The organism is Saccharothrix coeruleofusca, assembly GCF_014648515.1.
In the GTDB taxonomy this organism is placed as follows: domain Bacteria; phylum Actinomycetota; class Actinomycetes; order Mycobacteriales; family Pseudonocardiaceae; genus Actinosynnema; species Actinosynnema coeruleofuscum.
Genome location: NZ_BMRG01000001.1, coordinates 548,916 through 564,736, shown reverse-complemented (window position 1 = coordinate 564,736; position 15,821 = coordinate 548,916). Strand labels below are relative to the sequence as shown.

The 15,821-nt window shown below is 71.7% G+C and carries 19 protein-coding genes; 11 read left to right on the top strand and 8 right to left on the bottom strand.

Translation table 11 applies throughout. The annotated features are described in order from the left end of the window. Window positions 1-416, top strand: a 416-nt coding sequence (locus IEZ00_RS36145; protein ID WP_229794956.1) for a sensor histidine kinase, incomplete at its 5' end; no start/stop codon positions are given. 21 nt (window positions 417-437) lie between these two features. On the opposite strand, the gene IEZ00_RS02950 is transcribed toward IEZ00_RS36145, so the two are convergent. After that, window positions 438-1,067: a response regulator gene (locus tag IEZ00_RS02950; RefSeq protein WP_189221433.1), complete on the bottom strand. Its 630-nt coding sequence runs from the start codon at window positions 1,065-1,067 to the stop codon at window positions 438-440. 61 nt (window positions 1,068-1,128) lie between these two features. Here IEZ00_RS02950 and IEZ00_RS02945 point away from each other — a divergent pair, with 61 nt between their 5' ends. Beyond that, window positions 1,129-1,611 (top strand): GNAT family N-acetyltransferase, encoded by a 483-nt coding sequence (locus IEZ00_RS02945; protein ID WP_189221432.1) that lies wholly within the window; start codon window positions 1,129-1,131, stop codon window positions 1,609-1,611. 42 nt (window positions 1,612-1,653) lie between these two features. Here IEZ00_RS02945 and IEZ00_RS02940 read toward each other — a convergent pair whose 3' ends face one another. After that, window positions 1,654-2,265, bottom strand: a complete 612-nt coding sequence (locus IEZ00_RS02940; protein ID WP_189221431.1) for a macro domain-containing protein — start codon at window positions 2,263-2,265, stop codon at window positions 1,654-1,656. Between the two features lie 105 nt (window positions 2,266-2,370). On the opposite strand from IEZ00_RS02940, the gene pheA reads away from it, so the two are divergent. Together pheA and IEZ00_RS02930 are read left to right on the top strand one after the other, a co-directional pair. Beyond that, window positions 2,371-3,285 (top strand): prephenate dehydratase, encoded by a 915-nt coding sequence (gene pheA / locus IEZ00_RS02935; protein WP_189221755.1) that lies wholly within the window; start codon window positions 2,371-2,373, stop codon window positions 3,283-3,285. 46 nt (window positions 3,286-3,331) lie between these two features. Next, the gene (locus tag IEZ00_RS02930) at window positions 3,332-3,736 is read left to right on the top strand and encodes a hypothetical protein (protein WP_189221430.1); all 405 of its coding nucleotides are present in this window, start codon (window positions 3,332-3,334) and stop codon (window positions 3,734-3,736) included. A 73-nt stretch (window positions 3,737-3,809) separates the two neighbouring features. Here IEZ00_RS02930 and IEZ00_RS02925 read toward each other — a convergent pair whose 3' ends face one another. Together IEZ00_RS02925 and IEZ00_RS02920 are read right to left on the bottom strand one after the other, a co-directional pair. Next, window positions 3,810-4,160 (bottom strand): metallopeptidase family protein, encoded by a 351-nt coding sequence (locus IEZ00_RS02925; protein ID WP_189221429.1) that lies wholly within the window; start codon window positions 4,158-4,160, stop codon window positions 3,810-3,812. A gap of 6 nt (window positions 4,161-4,166) precedes the next feature. Further along, window positions 4,167-5,240 carry a septum formation family protein gene (locus tag IEZ00_RS02920; RefSeq protein WP_229794955.1) on the bottom strand — a complete coding sequence of 358 codons (1,074 nt, stop codon included), beginning with the start codon at window positions 5,238-5,240 and terminating at the stop codon, window positions 4,167-4,169. Window positions 5,241-5,360: 120 nt separating this feature from the next. Here IEZ00_RS02920 and IEZ00_RS02915 point away from each other — a divergent pair, with 120 nt between their 5' ends. Genes IEZ00_RS02915 through serS form a run of 4 tightly spaced genes read left to right on the top strand, consistent with a single transcriptional unit; the run spans window position 5,361 to window position 8,900 of the window. Further along, entirely contained in the window at window positions 5,361-5,969 is a 609-nt protein-coding gene (locus tag IEZ00_RS02915) for a hypothetical protein (protein WP_229794953.1), read from the top strand. Next, window positions 5,970-7,133: a glutathionylspermidine synthase family protein gene (locus tag IEZ00_RS02910; protein WP_189221428.1), complete on the top strand. Its 1,164-nt coding sequence runs from the start codon at window positions 5,970-5,972 to the stop codon at window positions 7,131-7,133. A gap of 12 nt (window positions 7,134-7,145) precedes the next feature. Then, on the top strand, window positions 7,146-7,598 hold the full coding sequence (locus IEZ00_RS02905) for a DUF350 domain-containing protein (protein ID WP_189221427.1): 453 nt from the start codon (window positions 7,146-7,148) through the stop codon (window positions 7,596-7,598). Window positions 7,599-7,646: 48 nt separating this feature from the next. Further along, window positions 7,647-8,900 carry a serine--tRNA ligase gene (gene serS / locus IEZ00_RS02900; RefSeq protein ID WP_189221426.1) on the top strand — a complete coding sequence of 418 codons (1,254 nt, stop codon included), beginning with the start codon at window positions 7,647-7,649 and terminating at the stop codon, window positions 8,898-8,900. 161 nt (window positions 8,901-9,061) lie between these two features. Here serS and IEZ00_RS02895 read toward each other — a convergent pair whose 3' ends face one another. Both IEZ00_RS02895 and IEZ00_RS02890 read right to left on the bottom strand, forming a co-directional pair. After that, the gene (locus IEZ00_RS02895) at window positions 9,062-9,253 is read right to left on the bottom strand and encodes a DUF397 domain-containing protein (RefSeq protein WP_189221425.1); all 192 of its coding nucleotides are present in this window, start codon (window positions 9,251-9,253) and stop codon (window positions 9,062-9,064) included. A gap of 19 nt (window positions 9,254-9,272) precedes the next feature. Next, window positions 9,273-10,115: a helix-turn-helix domain-containing protein gene (locus IEZ00_RS02890; protein WP_189221424.1), complete on the bottom strand. Its 843-nt coding sequence runs from the start codon at window positions 10,113-10,115 to the stop codon at window positions 9,273-9,275. Window positions 10,116-10,270: 155 nt separating this feature from the next. On the opposite strand from IEZ00_RS02890, the gene IEZ00_RS02885 reads away from it, so the two are divergent. Next, the gene (locus IEZ00_RS02885) at window positions 10,271-10,468 is read left to right on the top strand and encodes a hypothetical protein (protein ID WP_189221423.1); all 198 of its coding nucleotides are present in this window, start codon (window positions 10,271-10,273) and stop codon (window positions 10,466-10,468) included. A gap of 394 nt (window positions 10,469-10,862) precedes the next feature. Here IEZ00_RS02885 and lhgD read toward each other — a convergent pair whose 3' ends face one another. Together lhgD and IEZ00_RS02875 are read right to left on the bottom strand one after the other, a co-directional pair. Then, entirely contained in the window at window positions 10,863-12,023 is a 1,161-nt protein-coding gene (gene lhgD, locus IEZ00_RS02880) for an L-2-hydroxyglutarate dehydrogenase (RefSeq protein ID WP_189221422.1), read from the bottom strand. Between the two features lie 10 nt (window positions 12,024-12,033). Further along, the gene (locus tag IEZ00_RS02875; RefSeq protein ID WP_189221421.1) at window positions 12,034-12,915 is read right to left on the bottom strand and encodes an LLM class flavin-dependent oxidoreductase; all 882 of its coding nucleotides are present in this window, start codon (window positions 12,913-12,915) and stop codon (window positions 12,034-12,036) included. Window positions 12,916-12,962: 47 nt separating this feature from the next. Between IEZ00_RS02875 and IEZ00_RS02870 the strand changes: the two genes are divergently transcribed. Both IEZ00_RS02870 and IEZ00_RS02865 read left to right on the top strand, forming a co-directional pair. Next, on the top strand, window positions 12,963-13,781 hold the full coding sequence (locus IEZ00_RS02870; RefSeq protein ID WP_189221420.1) for an HAD family hydrolase: 819 nt from the start codon (window positions 12,963-12,965) through the stop codon (window positions 13,779-13,781). Window positions 13,782-13,901: 120 nt separating this feature from the next. Continuing rightward, entirely contained in the window at window positions 13,902-15,815 is a 1,914-nt protein-coding gene (locus IEZ00_RS02865) for a glycosyltransferase family protein (protein ID WP_189221419.1), read from the top strand. Window positions 15,816-15,821 lie beyond the last annotated feature (6 nt).

Sequence of the window (15,821 nt, the reverse complement as noted above, 5' to 3'; positions counted from 1 at the left end):
GGGCGCTGCGCAGCGCCGACCCCGGCGCGCCCACCGACACCGACCTGGTGGACTCGGTGCACGCCGAGGCGCGCACGGCCGGTGAGCTGCTGGGCTTCAAGCCCGAGGTGGACATCAGCGGCCAGTTCCTGGACGTGCCCGCCGAGCTGGCCGACCACGCCCGCGCCGCGCTGCGCGAGGCGCTGTCCAACGTGGTGCGGCACTCGGGCGCGCACCGGGTGCGGATCGGCCTGGAGCGCGACGCGGACAGGCTGGTGCTCCAGGTCGCCGACGACGGCTGCGGCATCCCGCGCGGCGTGGCCAAGCGCGGCCTGCGGCACCTGGAGGAACGCGCGCTGGCGGCGGGCGGCGGCTGCGAGATCACCTCGTCGCCGCGCACCGGCACCACCGTCACCTGGCACGTGCCCCTGGGCTGAACCGGGGGATTCGGGCCCCGGTCAGATGCCCCGCCTGGCCACCCAGGCGGCGGCCTGCGTGCGGCGCTCCATGCCCAGCTTCGACAGCACGGCGGTGACGTGGTTCTTCACCGTCTTCTCCGCCACGAACAGGCGCTCGGCGATCTGCCGGTTGGACAGGCCCTCGCCGATCAGCTCCAGCACCCGCCGCTCCTGCTCGGTCAGCGCGTCCAGGGCGTCCACCCGCTGGGGCCTGCGCAGCCGGTCCAGCACCCGCGCGGTGGTCACCGGGTCCAGCAGCGAGCGGCCCGCCGCGACCTCCCGCACCGCGGTCACCAGGTCCTGCCCGCGCACCTGCTTGAGCAGGTAGCCCGACGCGCCCGCGGTGATCGCCCCGACCAGCGCCTCCTCGTCGTCGAACGCGGTCAGCACCAGGCACCGCGGCGGGCTGGGCAGCTCCCGCAGCCTCCGGCACAGCTCGACACCGCCGCCGTCGGGCAGCCGCACGTCCACCACGGCCACGTCCGGCTCGGACGCCCCGGCCCGCACCAGCGCCTCGGCCACCCCGCCCGCCTCGGCCACGACGCTGATGTCGTCCTCGTCCTCCAACAGCTCACGCAGGCCCCGACGGACCACCTCGTGGTCGTCCACGAGCAGCACGCGGATGGTCACGAATCAACCATAGGTCGAATGCCGGTACCGGCCGCACCCGGTCACCCAAGACAGTGCAGGAATGCTCGTGCGCGCGATTGAGGAGGCCGACCGGATCGTCGTCGGCAGGCTGGTGCTGGAGCTGTGGGGTGCGCACACCTCCGTGGCACACGGCCAGGTGTTCTTCCCGGCGAGCCTGCCGGGTTTCCTTGTGGAGCAGCAGAACCAGGTGATCGGCCTGCTGACCTACACCACGTACGACAGCTTCATGGAGATCGTCACGATAGACGCGTTACGCAGGGGCCGGGGCGTGGGCACCTCGCTGGTCGAGGCCGCCGTGCACCGTGCCCGTCAACTCGGCTGCTCCCGCGTCCGGCTCACCACCACCAACGACAACCTCGACGCGCTGCGGTTCTACCAGCGGCGCGGGTTCCGGCTCACCGCGCTGCGCCCGGACGCGGTGCGCGAAGCCCGCAGGCTCAAGCCGGAGATCCCGTCGGTGGGGGACTACGGCATCCACATCACCGACGAGCTCGACCTGGAACGATGGCTCACCCCGAGGTAGTTGTCCACAAGTCTGGGCATGTTGTCCACAGGTTGTGCACAACTACCGGCGGGGGAGCGTGCTGAACACCTCGTCCCACGCCGCCGCGACCTGGCGGGCGCACGTCTCCGGAGCCACCCCGCCCACCCCGGTGCCCAGGCCGGGCATGGCGATCGTGCGGATCGCCCGGCGCAGCGGACGGCCGTCGTCCAGCCTGCCGCCCTGCCACAGCCGCAGCACCGCCCGCGCGGCCAGGTAGGGGTGCACGGTGTCCCTGGGCAGCCGCTCACCGGGTGTGCGCATGGTCGGCGCGCTGATCAGCCACTGCGGCTCCGGCTCGCCCGTCGGCACCACCAGCGCCTCGCCCACCGGCAGCTCGCCGCCGTGCAGGGCCAGCACGGCGCTGCGCACGTGGTCCTCCACGAACGGGAAGGCTCGCGCGTACACGGCGTCTATGCCGCCGCGCATCCATCCCGATGAGTTGGCCGGGCTCACCACCGCCTCGGCCACGATGTCGAGCACCGAACCGCGGTGCACCTCCACGCCGGCGCGGCCATCGGCCACACCGAGCCACGCCCGTGCGAGTGGTTCGTCCACTGCGCACAGCACCAGACGGGGAACTGAAGCCGGAGCGCTGATCTCACCCTCCGTATCGGCGGACACGCGGACAAGCATTCCAGGCAAGGCACTCCCGGCGGAACCGGGGCGGGCACCTCCCCGTCGGGTGATCCTCGCCTCAGCGGTGATCACCACGAGTGCGGCTCGTATGGTGGTCCGGTGCTGCCGCGCATCGCGTACTTCGGACCGCAGGGGACGTTCACCGAGCAAGCCGCGCGCGGCTTCGCCGCGGACTCCGAGGTCGACTCCGAGCTGCTGCCCCACGACACCGTGCCCGCCGCGCTGGACGCGGTCCGGCGCGGCGAGGCCGACGGGGCGTGCGTGCCCGTGGAGAACTCGGTGGAGGGCGCGGTGCCCGCCACCATGGACGCCCTCGCCGAGGGCGAACCGCTGGTGGCGGTGGCCGAGGCGGTGCTGCCGGTGCGGTTCAGCGTGCTCGTGCGGCCCGACGGCGGCCCGGTCCGGACCGTCGCCAGTCACCCGCACGCGCTGGCCCAGGTGCGGCACTGGCTGGCCGCCAACCTGCCGGACGCGGCCGTCGTCGCCACCACGTCCACCTCGGCCGCAGCGGTGGCCGTGCTGCGCGGTGACTACGACGCCGCGGTGAGCGCGCCCGTCGCGGTGCGCCACTACCCGCTGGAGGTGCTCGCCTCCGACGTCGCGGACGTCAGCGACGCCAAGACCCGCTTCCTGCTGGTCCGGCCGCCGGGAGTGGTGCCGGGGCCGACCGGACGCGACCGCACCTCGATCGTGGTCACCGCGCCGGACCGGGTGGGCGTGCTGTCCGACGTGCTGACCGAGCTGGCGCTGCGGCGGATCAACCTGACCCGCATCGAGTCCCGGCCCACCAAGGGCAAGCTCGGCGAGTACCGGTTCTACGTCGACTTCGACGGCCACGTGGCCGAGCCCAGGGTGGGCGACGCGCTGGCCGCCCTGCGCAGGCACTGCCCGCGGACCCGCTTCCTCGGCTCGTACCCCAAGGCGGTCGAAGGCAGTCCTGCCCCGGCCGCGGACAACGCCGAGTTCGTCGCCGCCGCCGAGTGGGTCGCCCGCATCCGCGAAGGCCGCGGCGCCTGACCCCCGCCGATGAGCGCCTGCTGGGTCGGGCGGGCACGATGGCGCGGTGAGCAAGCGGCGCAAGCAGCCCGTCCCGCAGCCCGTCCCGCAGGGCGAGGCCGCCGAGCCGACCGCTTCCGGCGGCGCGGTCGAGTGGCCGTCACCGATTCGCGACGGCGAGTGGGTGGACGCCGCCGGAACGCGGTGGCGGCTGCGCGGCGTGCGGCGGCGAACCCCGGCCAAGCGCGTGGAGCACCTGCTGCGGTCGCCGGAGGTCCGGGTCCTGCTGTTCCACGGGCCCGGCGCGCCGACCGAGGTCGCGCCGGGCGACCGGGACGCGCTGTGCCTGCGGATGCGCCCCCACCTGCGCGAGCCCGAGGTCCGCGCCCCCGGCGACTTCACGGGTTTCCAGGCCGGGGAGTTCAGGGACGACGAGCGGCGCTCGCTGCTCGTCGTCGAGGAGTCGTGCTGACAGGTCGGGACGCCGGCGAGGCCGAGCTGATGGGTGAGCGGCCGACGCGGGAGATCGCGGCTCGCCCGCGACCTCAGCCCCAGCCGAGTTCGTGCAGGCGGTCGTCGTCGATGCCGAAGTGGTGGGCGATCTCGTGCACGACAGTGATCGCGACCTCGTCCACCACGTCGTCCTCGTCGTGGCAGACGTCCAGGATCGCCTCGCGGTAGATCGAGATCCGGTCCGGCAGCACCCCGCCGTAGTCGCTGGTCCGGCTGGTCAGCGCGATCCCCGTGTACAGCCCGAGCAGCGACGGCTCCTCCGGGTGCCGGTCCTCCACCAGCACCACCACGTTGCTCATCGCCGCGGCGAACTCCGGCGGGATCAGGTCCAGCGCCTCGGCCACCAGCTCCTCGAACCGCTGGCGCGACATCTCCACCGGCACGTCAGCTCACTCCGTCGGCTCGACGGACGCGGACGTGGTCGGCACGACCGACGACGAGCTCGGCGGCGCGCTGGAACCGGACTCGGCGGAGCTGGAGCCGGGGTGCAGCGGCGCGCCGGTGGCGTCCTCCTGCTGCACGGCCGTGGTCTGCGGCGGGTTCGACGTGGTCAGCGGCGGCGCGTTGGGGTTGCGGACGCTGCCGTTCCACGCGGTCAGGCCGTCCGCCGCGGGCACCGCGCCGACCTTGCAGTTGGCCAGCTTCGAGCCCACCGCCCAGCTCTCCGCCGCACGGGTGTCCCACGTCACGATCAGGCCCTTGGCGCCGAAGTCCGCCCCGCCGCTGTACTCGGCGGCGATGCGGTCGCACTCGCCCGCCATCACCTCGTCCTGCCTCTCCGGCGAGGGGAACTCCTGGGAGGCCTGCCCCAGGTTCACCACGCCGACGATCTCGAACGTGTGCGGCTGCGCGCAGTCCACCGGGTCGCCGACGGACTTGCCGTTGATGCCCAGGCACACGCCGGGGTCGTAGACGTCGGACTGGTCCTGGGTGCGCGCCGAGCCGAACGAGGGGAACAGCCCGCCCGCCGGGCCCGCCACCTGCAGGCCGCAGCGCAGCGTGCGCTGGCCCTCCGACCAGCGGCGCTCGCCGGGGTTGAGCGGGCCGACGGTGTACTTGCCGAACGGGTCGAACTTGCCGCCCAGGTAGTCCAGCGAGACCTGGGTGCAGTGCTGCTGGCTGATCTGCTGCCACTGCTCGTCGCCGGGGAACGGCGCCTGCGGCCCGAACGCCGAGCCGATGTCCACCACGCCGCTGACCTCGAACCGGTGCTGCGCGGCGCAGTCGACCTTGGTGATGTCGGACAGGTCGCTGCGCTGCCAGTCCAGGCAGTCGCCCGCCTGGGAGTCGTAGGCCGGGTTCACCGGTTCCTCGGCGAGCCCGCCCAGCACGCCACCGCCACCACCGCCGCCCACCGGCCAGGAGGTGAAGGTGCTCAGCGCCAGCAGCGCGAGCGCGCCGACGAACGCGCCGACCATGACCATGTGGTCACCTCGACGGAACCACCGCGCGTTCACAGACATCTGCTCCATGATGCCTGTACCTGACCGGAAACCCATCGGGCGGGTGGAGTGTGTTGCTTTTAGGACACTCGTCACCCGTTTGGCCGCCCAGCTCTGTACCGTCCCCGCCGGGAGTGGCTGATGACTGAGAACGACGCAGGGAACAACCAGCCGGAGACCGGTGGCGGCACGACACCGCCCCCGTACGTGCCGGCACCGCAGCAGCAGCCTGCCCGCGGCAAGATCCGCAGGCAGGAGTCCGGGGTGACCAAGCCCCGGCCGCCGACGCTGGCCGAGCAGCGCGCCCGCGAGCAGGCGCTGCGCGAGCAGGAGCAGCAGCGGGCGGCGCTGGAGGCCGAGCAGGCGCGCAAGGCCAAGCTGCGCAAACGCCTGCTCATCGGCGGCGGTGTGACCGTCGGCGTGGTCGGCGTGGTGGCCATCTGGTACGCCGTGGCCAGCCCCGACGAGGTCGAGGCGCAGTGCACCCGCGACGACGTGGTCGTCGAGGACCAGTACTGCGACGAGAACTACGCGCGCAGCCACGGCGGGTACAGCAGCGGCGGGTTCATCTACATCGGCGGCAGCTCGTACCGGTACCACTACGGCGGCCCGAGCACCCCGGTCGGGCAGAAGGTCACCGGGGGCAGCTACACCGCGCCCAAGGGCGCGACCATCACCACCAAGTCCGGCACGACCGTCCAGCGCGGCGGCTTCGGCGTCTCCGGCGGCAGCAAGAGCGGGGGCAGCTGAGTGCGTCGGGAGTCCTCCACCCCCCGGCCGAACTGGCAGCGCACGGTGTCCGAGCAGGGACTGGTGTTCGGCGCGCCGTCCAGGGCCGCCGACGGCGGACCGCGCCCGTACTGGGACGAGTCGGCGCACTACGTGTTCCAGATGAGCGACGTGCTGTCGCTGGAAGCGGACGTCGAACTGCTGCACAGCATGTGCCTGGAAGCGGTCGACAACGTGGTGCTGACCGAGCGCTACCGGGACTTCGGCATCGCCGAGTGGCTGTGGCCCGCCATCGCCGAGTCCTGGAAGCGCCGCGACCCGCACGTCTACGGCCGCTTCGACCTGCGCTACGACGGCCGCGGCCCGGCCAAGCTGCTGGAGTACAACGCCGACACGCCGACGTCGCTGCTGGAGGCGTCGGTCGTGCAGTGGAACTGGAAGACCGACGTCTACCCGGACGACGACCAGTGGAACTCGCTGCACGAGAAGCTGGTCGAGCGGTGGGCCGAGATCGGCTCCCGGCTGCCCTCGTCCGAGCTGCACTTCACCTGGTCGGGGGCGGACCCGTCGGGGGAGGACCACGTCACCGTGGCCTACCTGCAGGAGACCGCCGCCGAAGCGGGCATGAACACCGTCGGGCTGGCCATCGAGGAGATCGGCTGGGACAGCCTGCTCAAGCGGTTCGTCGACCTCGAAGAGGCCCCGATGGGCACGGTGGTGAAGCTCTACCCGTGGGAGTGGGTGGTCGACGAGCAGTTCGGCCGCTACGCGGTGGAGAGCCTGCCCGGCACGCTGTGGATCGAGCCGCTGTGGAAGATGCTGCTGTCCAACAAGGCGCTGCTGGCGGTGCTGTGGGAGATGTACCCCGGCCACCCGAACCTGCTGCCCGCCTACCTGGACGACCCCGGCCTGCTCACCGAGTACGTGCGCAAGCCCCGACTGGGTCGGGAGGGCGCGAACATCCAGATCGTGGCGCCCGGCTACGAGACCCAGACCGGCGGCGTCTACGGCAAGGAGGGCTTCGTCTACCAGCTGTTCGACCCCCTGCCCGAGTTCGACGGCTACCGGCCCGCCCTGGGCGCGTGGGTGGTCGGCGACTCGGCGGCCGGCCTGGGCATCCGCGAGACGGTCGGCCTGGTCACCGACGACGGCGCGGCGTTCGTCCCGCATCGGATTGTTGACTGAAATGGAGTGCTCGTGATCACCGAATTCGCGTTGGACCCCGGCTTCGGCGCGGCCATCGGCCGGGGCGTCGGCGCGATCGCGCTGTACGCGGTCGTCGGTCTGCTGCTGATGGTCTTCGGCTTCTACGCCATCGACTGGACCACGCCGGGCAAGCTGAGCACCCTGGTGCGCACTGGGGCGCCGAACGCGGTCATCGTCACCGCGGCGGGCCTGTTCAGCATGGCGCTGATCGTGGTCGTCGCCATCTACAGCTCGGCGGGCAAGCTGGACGAGGGCCTGCTGTCGGCGCTGGTCTTCGGCCTGGTCGGCATCGTGGTGCAGGTGCTGGCGGTGCGGCTGCTGGAGTGGGTGACGCGGCTGGACATCGGCTCGCTGATCGAGTCCGACCGCTTCGCCCCGGCCAGCGCCGTGGTGGCCAGCGCGCACGTGGCGCTGGGCCTGGTCGTGGCCGTCGCCATCTCCTAGGGATATGCGGGTGAGGTCACGAGGGGGCGGGGACTACCCTTTCCCCTCGTGATTGACCTGAAGGCACTGCGCGAAGACCCGGAAGCCGTGCGCGCCTCGCAGCGCGCCCGCGGTGAGGACGACACCGTGGTCGACGCGCTGCTGTCCGCCTTCGAGCGCAGGCGCTCCGCCGTGGCCAGGGCCGACGCGCTGCGCGGCGAGCAGAAGGCGTTCGGCAAGCAGGTCGGCCGGGCCAGGGGCGAGGAGCGCGAGGCGCTGCTGGCCAAGGGCAAGGAGCTGGCCGCGGAGGTCAAGGCCGCCGAGGCCGAGCAGGCCGCCGCCGAGGCCGAGCTGGCCGAGCTGCACCGCGCCGTGCCCAACGTGGTGCACCCCGACGCCCCGGTGGGCGGCGAGGACGACTACGTGGTGGTCAAGCACGTCGGCAGGCCGCGCGAGTTCGACTTCGAGCCGCTGGACCACCTCGACCTCGGGCTGCGGCTGGGCGCGCTGGACATGGAGCGCGGCGCCAAGGTGTCGGGCTCGCGGTTCTACTTCCTCACCGGCGTGGGCGCGCAGCTGGAGCTGGCGCTGCTGAACATGGCGGTCGCCCAGGCGACCGCCGCCGGGTTCCAGCTGATGATCACCCCCACCCTGGTGCGGCCGGAGATCATGGCGGGCACCGGGTTCCTCGGCGCGCACGCCAGCGAGATCTACCGCCTGGAGGCGGACGACCTGTACCTGGTCGGCACCTCGGAGGTGCCGCTGGCGGGCTACCACGCCGACGAGATCCTCGACGGCGAGCGCCGCTACGCGGGCTGGTCCTCGTGCTACCGCCGCGAGGCGGGCTCGTACGGCAAGGACACCCGCGGCATCATCCGGGTGCACCAGTTCAACAAGGTCGAGATGTTCTCCTACGTGCGGCCGGAGGACGCCGAGGCCGAGCACGCCAGGCTGCTGGCCTGGGAAGAGGAGATGCTGGCCAAGGTCGAGGTGCCCTACCGGGTGATCGACACCGCGACGGGCGACCTGGGCACCAGCGCGGCGCGCAAGTTCGACTGCGAGGCGTGGGTGCCCTCGCAGCGGGCCTACCGCGAGCTGACCTCGACCTCGAACTGCACCACGTTCCAGGCCCGCAGGCTCAACGTGCGCTACCGGGACGAGCAGGGCAAGCCGCAGACCATGGCGACCCTGAACGGCACCCTGGCCACCACCCGCTGGATCGTGGCGATCCTGGAGAACCACCAGCAGGCCGACGGCTCGGTCGTCGTCCCGCAGGCCCTGCGCCCCTTCCTCGGCGGCCGCGAAGTCCTCGAACCCCGCTGACCCCCCACCCCCGCGAGTCGAACCCCCAGGTACCGCGAGTCGAACGCTCCGGTACCCGGAGTTCGACCCTCGGGACGCGCGAGTCGCGCGTCCGGACACCCCGAGCTGAGCGCTCAGGCACTACGAACTGAGCGTTCGCGCACCTCGGGCGATGGTGCTCCTCAGTCGAGCCGCCCGCTCTTCACCCCGGCGAGGAACGCGCCCAGTGCGGCGGGCGCGCACGTCAGTACCGGCCCCTGCGGGTTCTTGGAGTCACGCACGGCGTCGAGGGTGTTCGCCACCTCGACGCAGTTGCCCCCGCTGTTGGTGGACCGGCGCGATTTTCTCCACTTCGCCCTGGTCAGGTCGGTCATCGTTGCTCCTCGGTTGTGGTCATAGTCGTGACAGCACCGTATCGACCAGCGACAACGAGTCCTCGTGCGACAGCGCGACAGCGGTCATCTCGCGCATGGCGTTCTCGTACCGCTCCACCCGTTCAGCGTCATCCACGAAACGGCCATCCGTCAACGTCTCGACGTAGATCGCTCGCTTGCCGTCGTTGTCCGTCAACACCAGGAACGGAATCCCGCATCCGGCGTGCGCACCGATTTCGGTTGGGATGACTCGCAGTTCGCCGACGCCCTTCCGGCCGATCGCCGCCAGGTGCGCCAGCTGCCCGCGCATGACCTCCCGCCCGCCCACCGGCATCCGGAGCACGTGCTCGTCGATCACCCAGCGAATCGCGGGTGGGCGCTCGGAACTGAGCCGTGCCTGTCGAGCGAGTCGCGCCTGGACCAGTCTGTCGATGTCTTCGGAGGCGAGGTCGGGGTTCGTGCCGATGACCGCTCGGGCGTACTGCTCGGTCTGCGCCAGACCTTGCAGCAACCACGGCGAGTAAGCGTGGATAGCGGTTGCGGTCTCTTCCAGGTCGAAGAACCGGCGCAGCCGGTCTGGCACGGCACCGCCCCAAGGGGTTCGCGGTCGCCGCTGACGGGCGATATCAGCGAGGTGTTCGATGTCGGCGCGTTCGTCCCCACCGACGCCGTACAGGTCCAGCAGGTCACGCAGTTCCGAAGACCGGATCGAGACCTCGCCCTTCTCGATGGTGCGGATCTTCGAGACCGAACAGCGCAGCGTTCGTGCGGCTTCTTCCCGTTGCACGTCGGCCGTCTCGCGGGCCTTGACCAGAGCCTCGCCGAGCTTCTGCTTGTAGATGGTCGGGCTCGTGTCGCGCACCTTGCTCCTGCTCCCGTCGTGATCGCGCCGACCAGTGTGCAGCAGTGCTGAACTCGCGCACCGCTTCGCCCAATCGTGTAATTGTTCAAACCCTGCGCCAAGGTTTAATTTCGCCTGGTCAAAAGCTCGCATGGCTGCAGTGATGGAGGTGCGGGGTGAGCGGTGAGTTCTGGGTGACCCTGGTGATGGGCGTGATCACCGGCTTCGTCGTCGCCGTAGCGGCCGTGCCGCTCCTGCGGTTCCGCAGGACGCCGCGGCGCAGGCGCGCCGAGTTCCCGACGCGCCTGTGGACGCCTCAACCACCGGACGCCCCGGCCTTCACCAGGGGCAAGCACGCCGCCCTGTCGAGCTGAAACCAACTGGAAAGGCGGAGCACATGACCGAGCTGACCGACTTGGAGCCGCTGTGAGACGAAGCCGGATTCGCGGACTTCCTCCGAGGGCTCGCCGAGGACGACGCGCCGAAGCTGTTCGCCATCGCCCACGAGTACGGCACCCGGCATGACGGCTGGATCGCCGCCTATGGCATGGCTTTCCACGACCACGCCGAAGTTTTCTCCACGGAAGGCGACTTCCACGCGCGTGCTCAGGACCCGGACAGCGCCCTGGCCACCTTCGCGCGGTCCGTTGACGACCGGAACGTGAAATTGCACCTGCTGTGGCTCTAGCCGGCGCCTGCGAGCACTTCCCCGGCCTCGTCGGGTAGTAGAGAATTGCCCGTGCGGCGGGGTCGGGTGGTACTTGCCGGTCAGACCTGGGTGGCGATGTGGCGCGCGATTTCGAGGGCGCTGGTGGCGGCGGGGGAGGGTGCGTTGAGGACGTGCACCTGGCCCGGCGCGGTCTGGATCAGGAAGTCGTCGACCAGTGAGCCGTCGGGCAGCATCGCCTGCGCCCGCACGCCCGCGCCCGCGCGCACCAGGTCGGACGAGGTCACGGCGGGCACCAGCCGGGCCAGGCTGGCGGCGAAGCGCTCGCGGGAGAAGCTGCGCAGCACCTCCTCCAGACCGGTGCGGGCGTACCGGCGGGCCAGCCGCCAGGTGCCGGGGAACCGCAGCACCTCGGCCACGTCGGAGGCGGAGAAGTCGCGCCAGCGGTAGCCCTCGCGGCGCAGCGCCAGCACCGCGTTGGGCCCGGCGTGCACGCTGCCGTCGAGCATCCGGGTCAGGTGCACGCCCAGGAACGGCAGGGTCGGGTCGGGCACCGGGTAGATCAGGCCGCGCACCAGGTCGGGGCGGCGCAGTTCGTAGTACTCGCCGCGGAACGGGACGATGCGCGCGGCGGGCGTCAGCCCGGCCATCCGCGCCACCCGGTCGCTGTGCAGGCCAGCGCAGTTGACCAGGGCGTCGGCCCGCACCACGCCGCCGGGGGTGGCCACCTCGACCTTGCCGCCCCGGCCCCGGACGGCCAGCGCGGGGGTGCTCAGCCGCAGGTCGGCGCCGGAGAGCTCGCGGACCAGCGCCGCGCACACGGCCGGGAAGTCGACCACCGCCGTGCTCTCCACCCGCAGCGCCGCCACGCACGCCACCTCGGGCTCGTGCTCGCGGGCCTCCTCGGCGGTGATCAGCCGCGCGGGCACCCCGTTCTCCGCCGCGCGCGCCGCCAGCGCGTGCAGCCGGGGGATCTCCCGCGACGTGGTGGCGACCACCAGCTTGCCGCACACGTCCACGGGAACGCCCTGCGCACGGGCGTAGGCGACCATGGACCGGTTCCCGGCCACGGACAGCCGCGCCTTCAGCGACCCCGGCTTGTAGTACAGCCCGGCGTGCACCACGTTGCTGTTGTGGCCGGTCTGGTGGGCCGCCCAGCGCGGCTCCTTCTCCAGCACGACGACCTCGTCGCCGCGCCGCGCCAACTCGCGGGCCGTCGCCAGCCCGACGATCCCGCCGCCGATCACCACGATGCGCCGCACGCGGGTCACGCTACTGGCGGACCAGCTCCGGCAGCACCTCGGTGACGACGGCTTCCAGCACGGCCTCGCTGCCCGCGTAGACGCCGCTCTCGCGGGGCCAGTGCGCCAGCAGGTCGGTGAACCCCAGCTCACCCGCCCGGCCCACGACGTCGCGGAAGCACTCGACGCTGGTCAGCGAGTACACCGGGGCGGAGTCGGCGTTGAGGTACCAGTCGACGGTCTCCTTGGCGCGGCCGATGGCGTCCAGGGTGTCCCGGAACCGGGCCGCCATCGCCGCCACGCCGCGCCACCAGTCCTCGACGTCCTCGGTCTCCGGTCCGGTGGTCACCCAACCGGTGCCGTACCGGGCGGCCACCCGCATCGCCTTGGGGCCGTTCGCGGCGACCAGGAACGGCAGCCGGGGCCGCTGCACGCAGCCCGGCGCGCTGCGCGCCTCGACGACCTCGTAGTGCTGCCCGTGGAAGGTGGTGCGCTCCTGGGTGAGCAGCCGGTCCAGCACGTCGACGAACTCGGCGAACCGGGCCGCGCGCGCCGGGGGCGCGAGCAGGGTGTCACCCATCACGGTGGTGTCGTATCCCATACCGCCCGCGCCGAGACCGATGGTGAGGCGGCCGTCGGACAGGTCGTCCAACGCCATCAGCTCCCGCGCGAACGGCACCGGGTGCCGGAAGTTCGGCGTGGCCACCAGGGTGCCCAGCCTGATCTTCGAGGTGACCCCGGCAGCCGCGCTGAGCGTGGGAATCGCGCTGAACCACGGTCCGTCCACCAGGCTCCGCCAGCCGATGTGGTCGTAGGTCCAGGCGTGGTGGAACCCGTACTGCTCGGCGGCCCGCCACTTGGGTTCGGCGATCCACCACCGGTGTTCGGGCAAGATCACGATGCCTGTGCGCACGACCGGACGGTATCCGAAAGCGTGAGCGGCCCGTGCACCATGGAGAGGTGCAGAGACCTGCCCTGGTGGCCTCGGATGTCGATGGAACGCTCCTCAACCCGCTCGGGCGCGTCAGCCCGCGCACCGCTGACCTGGTCGGTCGGGTGCTGGCCAGCGGAACCCCGTTCGTGCTGGCCACCGGCCGCCCGCCGCGCTGGGTGCTGGACGTGGCCGACGCGACCGGCGCGTCCGGCTACGCGGTGTGCTCGAACGGCGCGGTGATCTACGACATCGGCGCCGATCAGGTGAAGAAGCAGTGGGCGCTGGACCCGGTGACGCTGCGGGACCTGGCCCGGCTGCTGGACCAGGCGCTGCCCGGTTGCGCGATGGCCGCCGAGCGGGTGGGGGAGTCCGCGCGGTCCAGCGGGGTCGCCGACTTCGTCGCCGAGGACGCCTACGTGCACCCGTGGGAGGAGGGCGCGCAGCCGTCGCCGGGCGCGGGTCGGGCGGACGTGCTCGGTCACCCTGCGGTCAAGCTCCTGGTCAGGCACTCTCGGATGACCAGCGAGGAGATGGCCGCCGCCGCGGGGCAGCTGCTGCGGGACCGCGTGGCGATGACCTACTCCACCAACGAGGGCCTGCTGGAGTTCAGCGCGGCGGGCGTGACGAAGGCCAGCGGCCTGGCGGAGGTGGCGCGCGGGCTGGGCGTGCGCCCCGAGGAGGTGATCGTGTTCGGCGACATGCCCAACGACGTGCCGGTGCTGCGCTGGGCGGGGCACGGCGTCGCCATGGCCAACGCTCACCCGGACGCGTTGGCCGCCGCGGATGAGGTCACGGGGAGCAACGCCGAGGACGGCGTGGCGCAGGTGCTGGAGCGCTGGTTCTGATCCGGATGACCCAGGGGGGTGAACGGATCATCACAGCCGCTCTCTACAATTCGCCCGAAACGCCACCGGTGCCGGTGTGCCGTGTCCACCCTGAGCTGCGGGTGTTCTAGGAGATATTGGGTGTCAACCTCGTCTGAGATCGACCGGTCCGCGCTCGTGGACGAGCCCGTGGTGGGCGGCGGCGCGGGCCGGGCCGACCGGCTGCGCGCGTGGGCGCTGGCGGTGGCGGCTCCGTCGAGGTCGGTGCTGGCGTTCAGCGCGCTGCTGACCGTCGTGTTCTGGAACATGCCCGCGTTCGCGCCCAACCAGCCCAAGGGCGACTACGACTACGGCCTGCTCATCGCGCTGGCCAGGCAGTTCGACCTGAGCTTCGGCGACCGGGTGTCCACCACCTACGGGCCGCTGTACTTCCTGGCCATCCCCTCGGTGATCCACCGGGGCGAGGTCCTGGTGGGCTACCTGCTGTGGTTCGTGCTGGCCACGGCCTGCACCGCGGCGATCTACCAGGCGCTGCGCCGCCACCTCGGCGCGCCCGCCGCCTGGGGCGTGGTCGGCGTGATGGCGCTGAGCTCCAGCATCGTGCCGCTGACCGCGGTCATCACCACCACGTTCGCCTTCGTCGTGGTGCTGTCGATCTTCTACGCCCGCGACGAGCTGCCGCGCTGGGCGCAGCGGTCCTACCCGATCGCGATGGGCGTGCTGGTCGCGGCGATGCTGCTGACCAAGTTCTCGGTGGGCCTGATGTGCGGCCCGGTGATCCTGGGCGCGGTGCTGGCCAAGCACGGCAAGGTGCTGCGGCCGTTCCTGGAGTACGCGATCAGCGGCATCGCCGCGCTGGTGCTGCTGTGGATCGCCGCCGGCCAGCCGCCGCTGCAGGTCGTCGAGTACGTCATCCGCGCGCTGTCGGTGGGCAGCGGCCACGCCCAGTCGATGGGCCTGGAGCAGCCGGGCAAGGCGTGGGAGTACCTGATCGCCGTCCCGCTGATCCTGCTGCTGGTGTTCGGCCTGGTCACCACGGGTGGCGGCCGCCGCCGCTGGCTGCTGTACCTGGGTGTGGCGCTGGGCTCGTTCCTGCTGCTCAAGCAGGGTTTCGTGCGGCACGACTCGCACTCGGCGCAGTTCTTCTCCGTCGCGGTGGGCGTGGGCCTGGTGCTGGCCGCGCTCAAGCGCAGCGCGGTGCTGGTGTGCGCGGCGGTGATCTCGCTGCTGGCGCAGGCGTTCAGCTTCGGCGGCGGGCTGTACGCGGTGGACCCGGCCAAGTCGCTGCAGATGTTCGGCCAGGGCCTGACCGTGGTCGCCTCGGGCAGCCAGCGCGACCAGGTCGTCGAGGAGGCTCGCGCGGACCTCAAGCGGCGCATCTCGCTGCCGCAGCGGTTCGTCGACCGCATCGGTGACAGCACGGTGCGCACCGCTCCGTTCGACTACGCGCTGGCCTGGACCTACGGGATGAACACCACGGCCATCCTGCCCACGCTGCTGGACTACGGCGCCTACACCGAGCTGCTGGACGAGATGAACGAGGAGTGGGTCGCCGACGACGCGACCGGTCCGGAGTTCATCGTCCGCGAGAACACCCGCATCACCCTCGACGGCCGGTTCCCGCTGTGGGACTCGCCGCGCACCAACCTCGCCCAGGCGTGCCGCTACGAGCTGGTCGACAGCGACCCGCGGTGGCAGCTGCTGCGCCGCACCGAGAACCGCTGCGGCGAGGAGACCCCGCTCGGCGAGGTGACCGCGGACCGCTTCGAGCAGGTGCCGGTGCCCACCTCGGACAAGGGCATCGTCATCGCGCGGGTGTACCCGGAGCAGGGCGCTTTGGACAAGCTGAAGTCGCTGGCGTTCCGCTCGGGCGAGTTCTGGATCACCGTGGACGGCGAACCGCACCGCCTGCCGCTCTCGCACGCGGAAGCGCCGCTGCTGATGTCCTCACCGGGTGACGAGTCGCTCGTGCTCGGCGGGACGGAGCTGGCGAGTGGGAACATCACCATGAACATCCCGGGACGCGTCGTGTTCTCGGTCGTCAACACCAGGTGAGGGAAA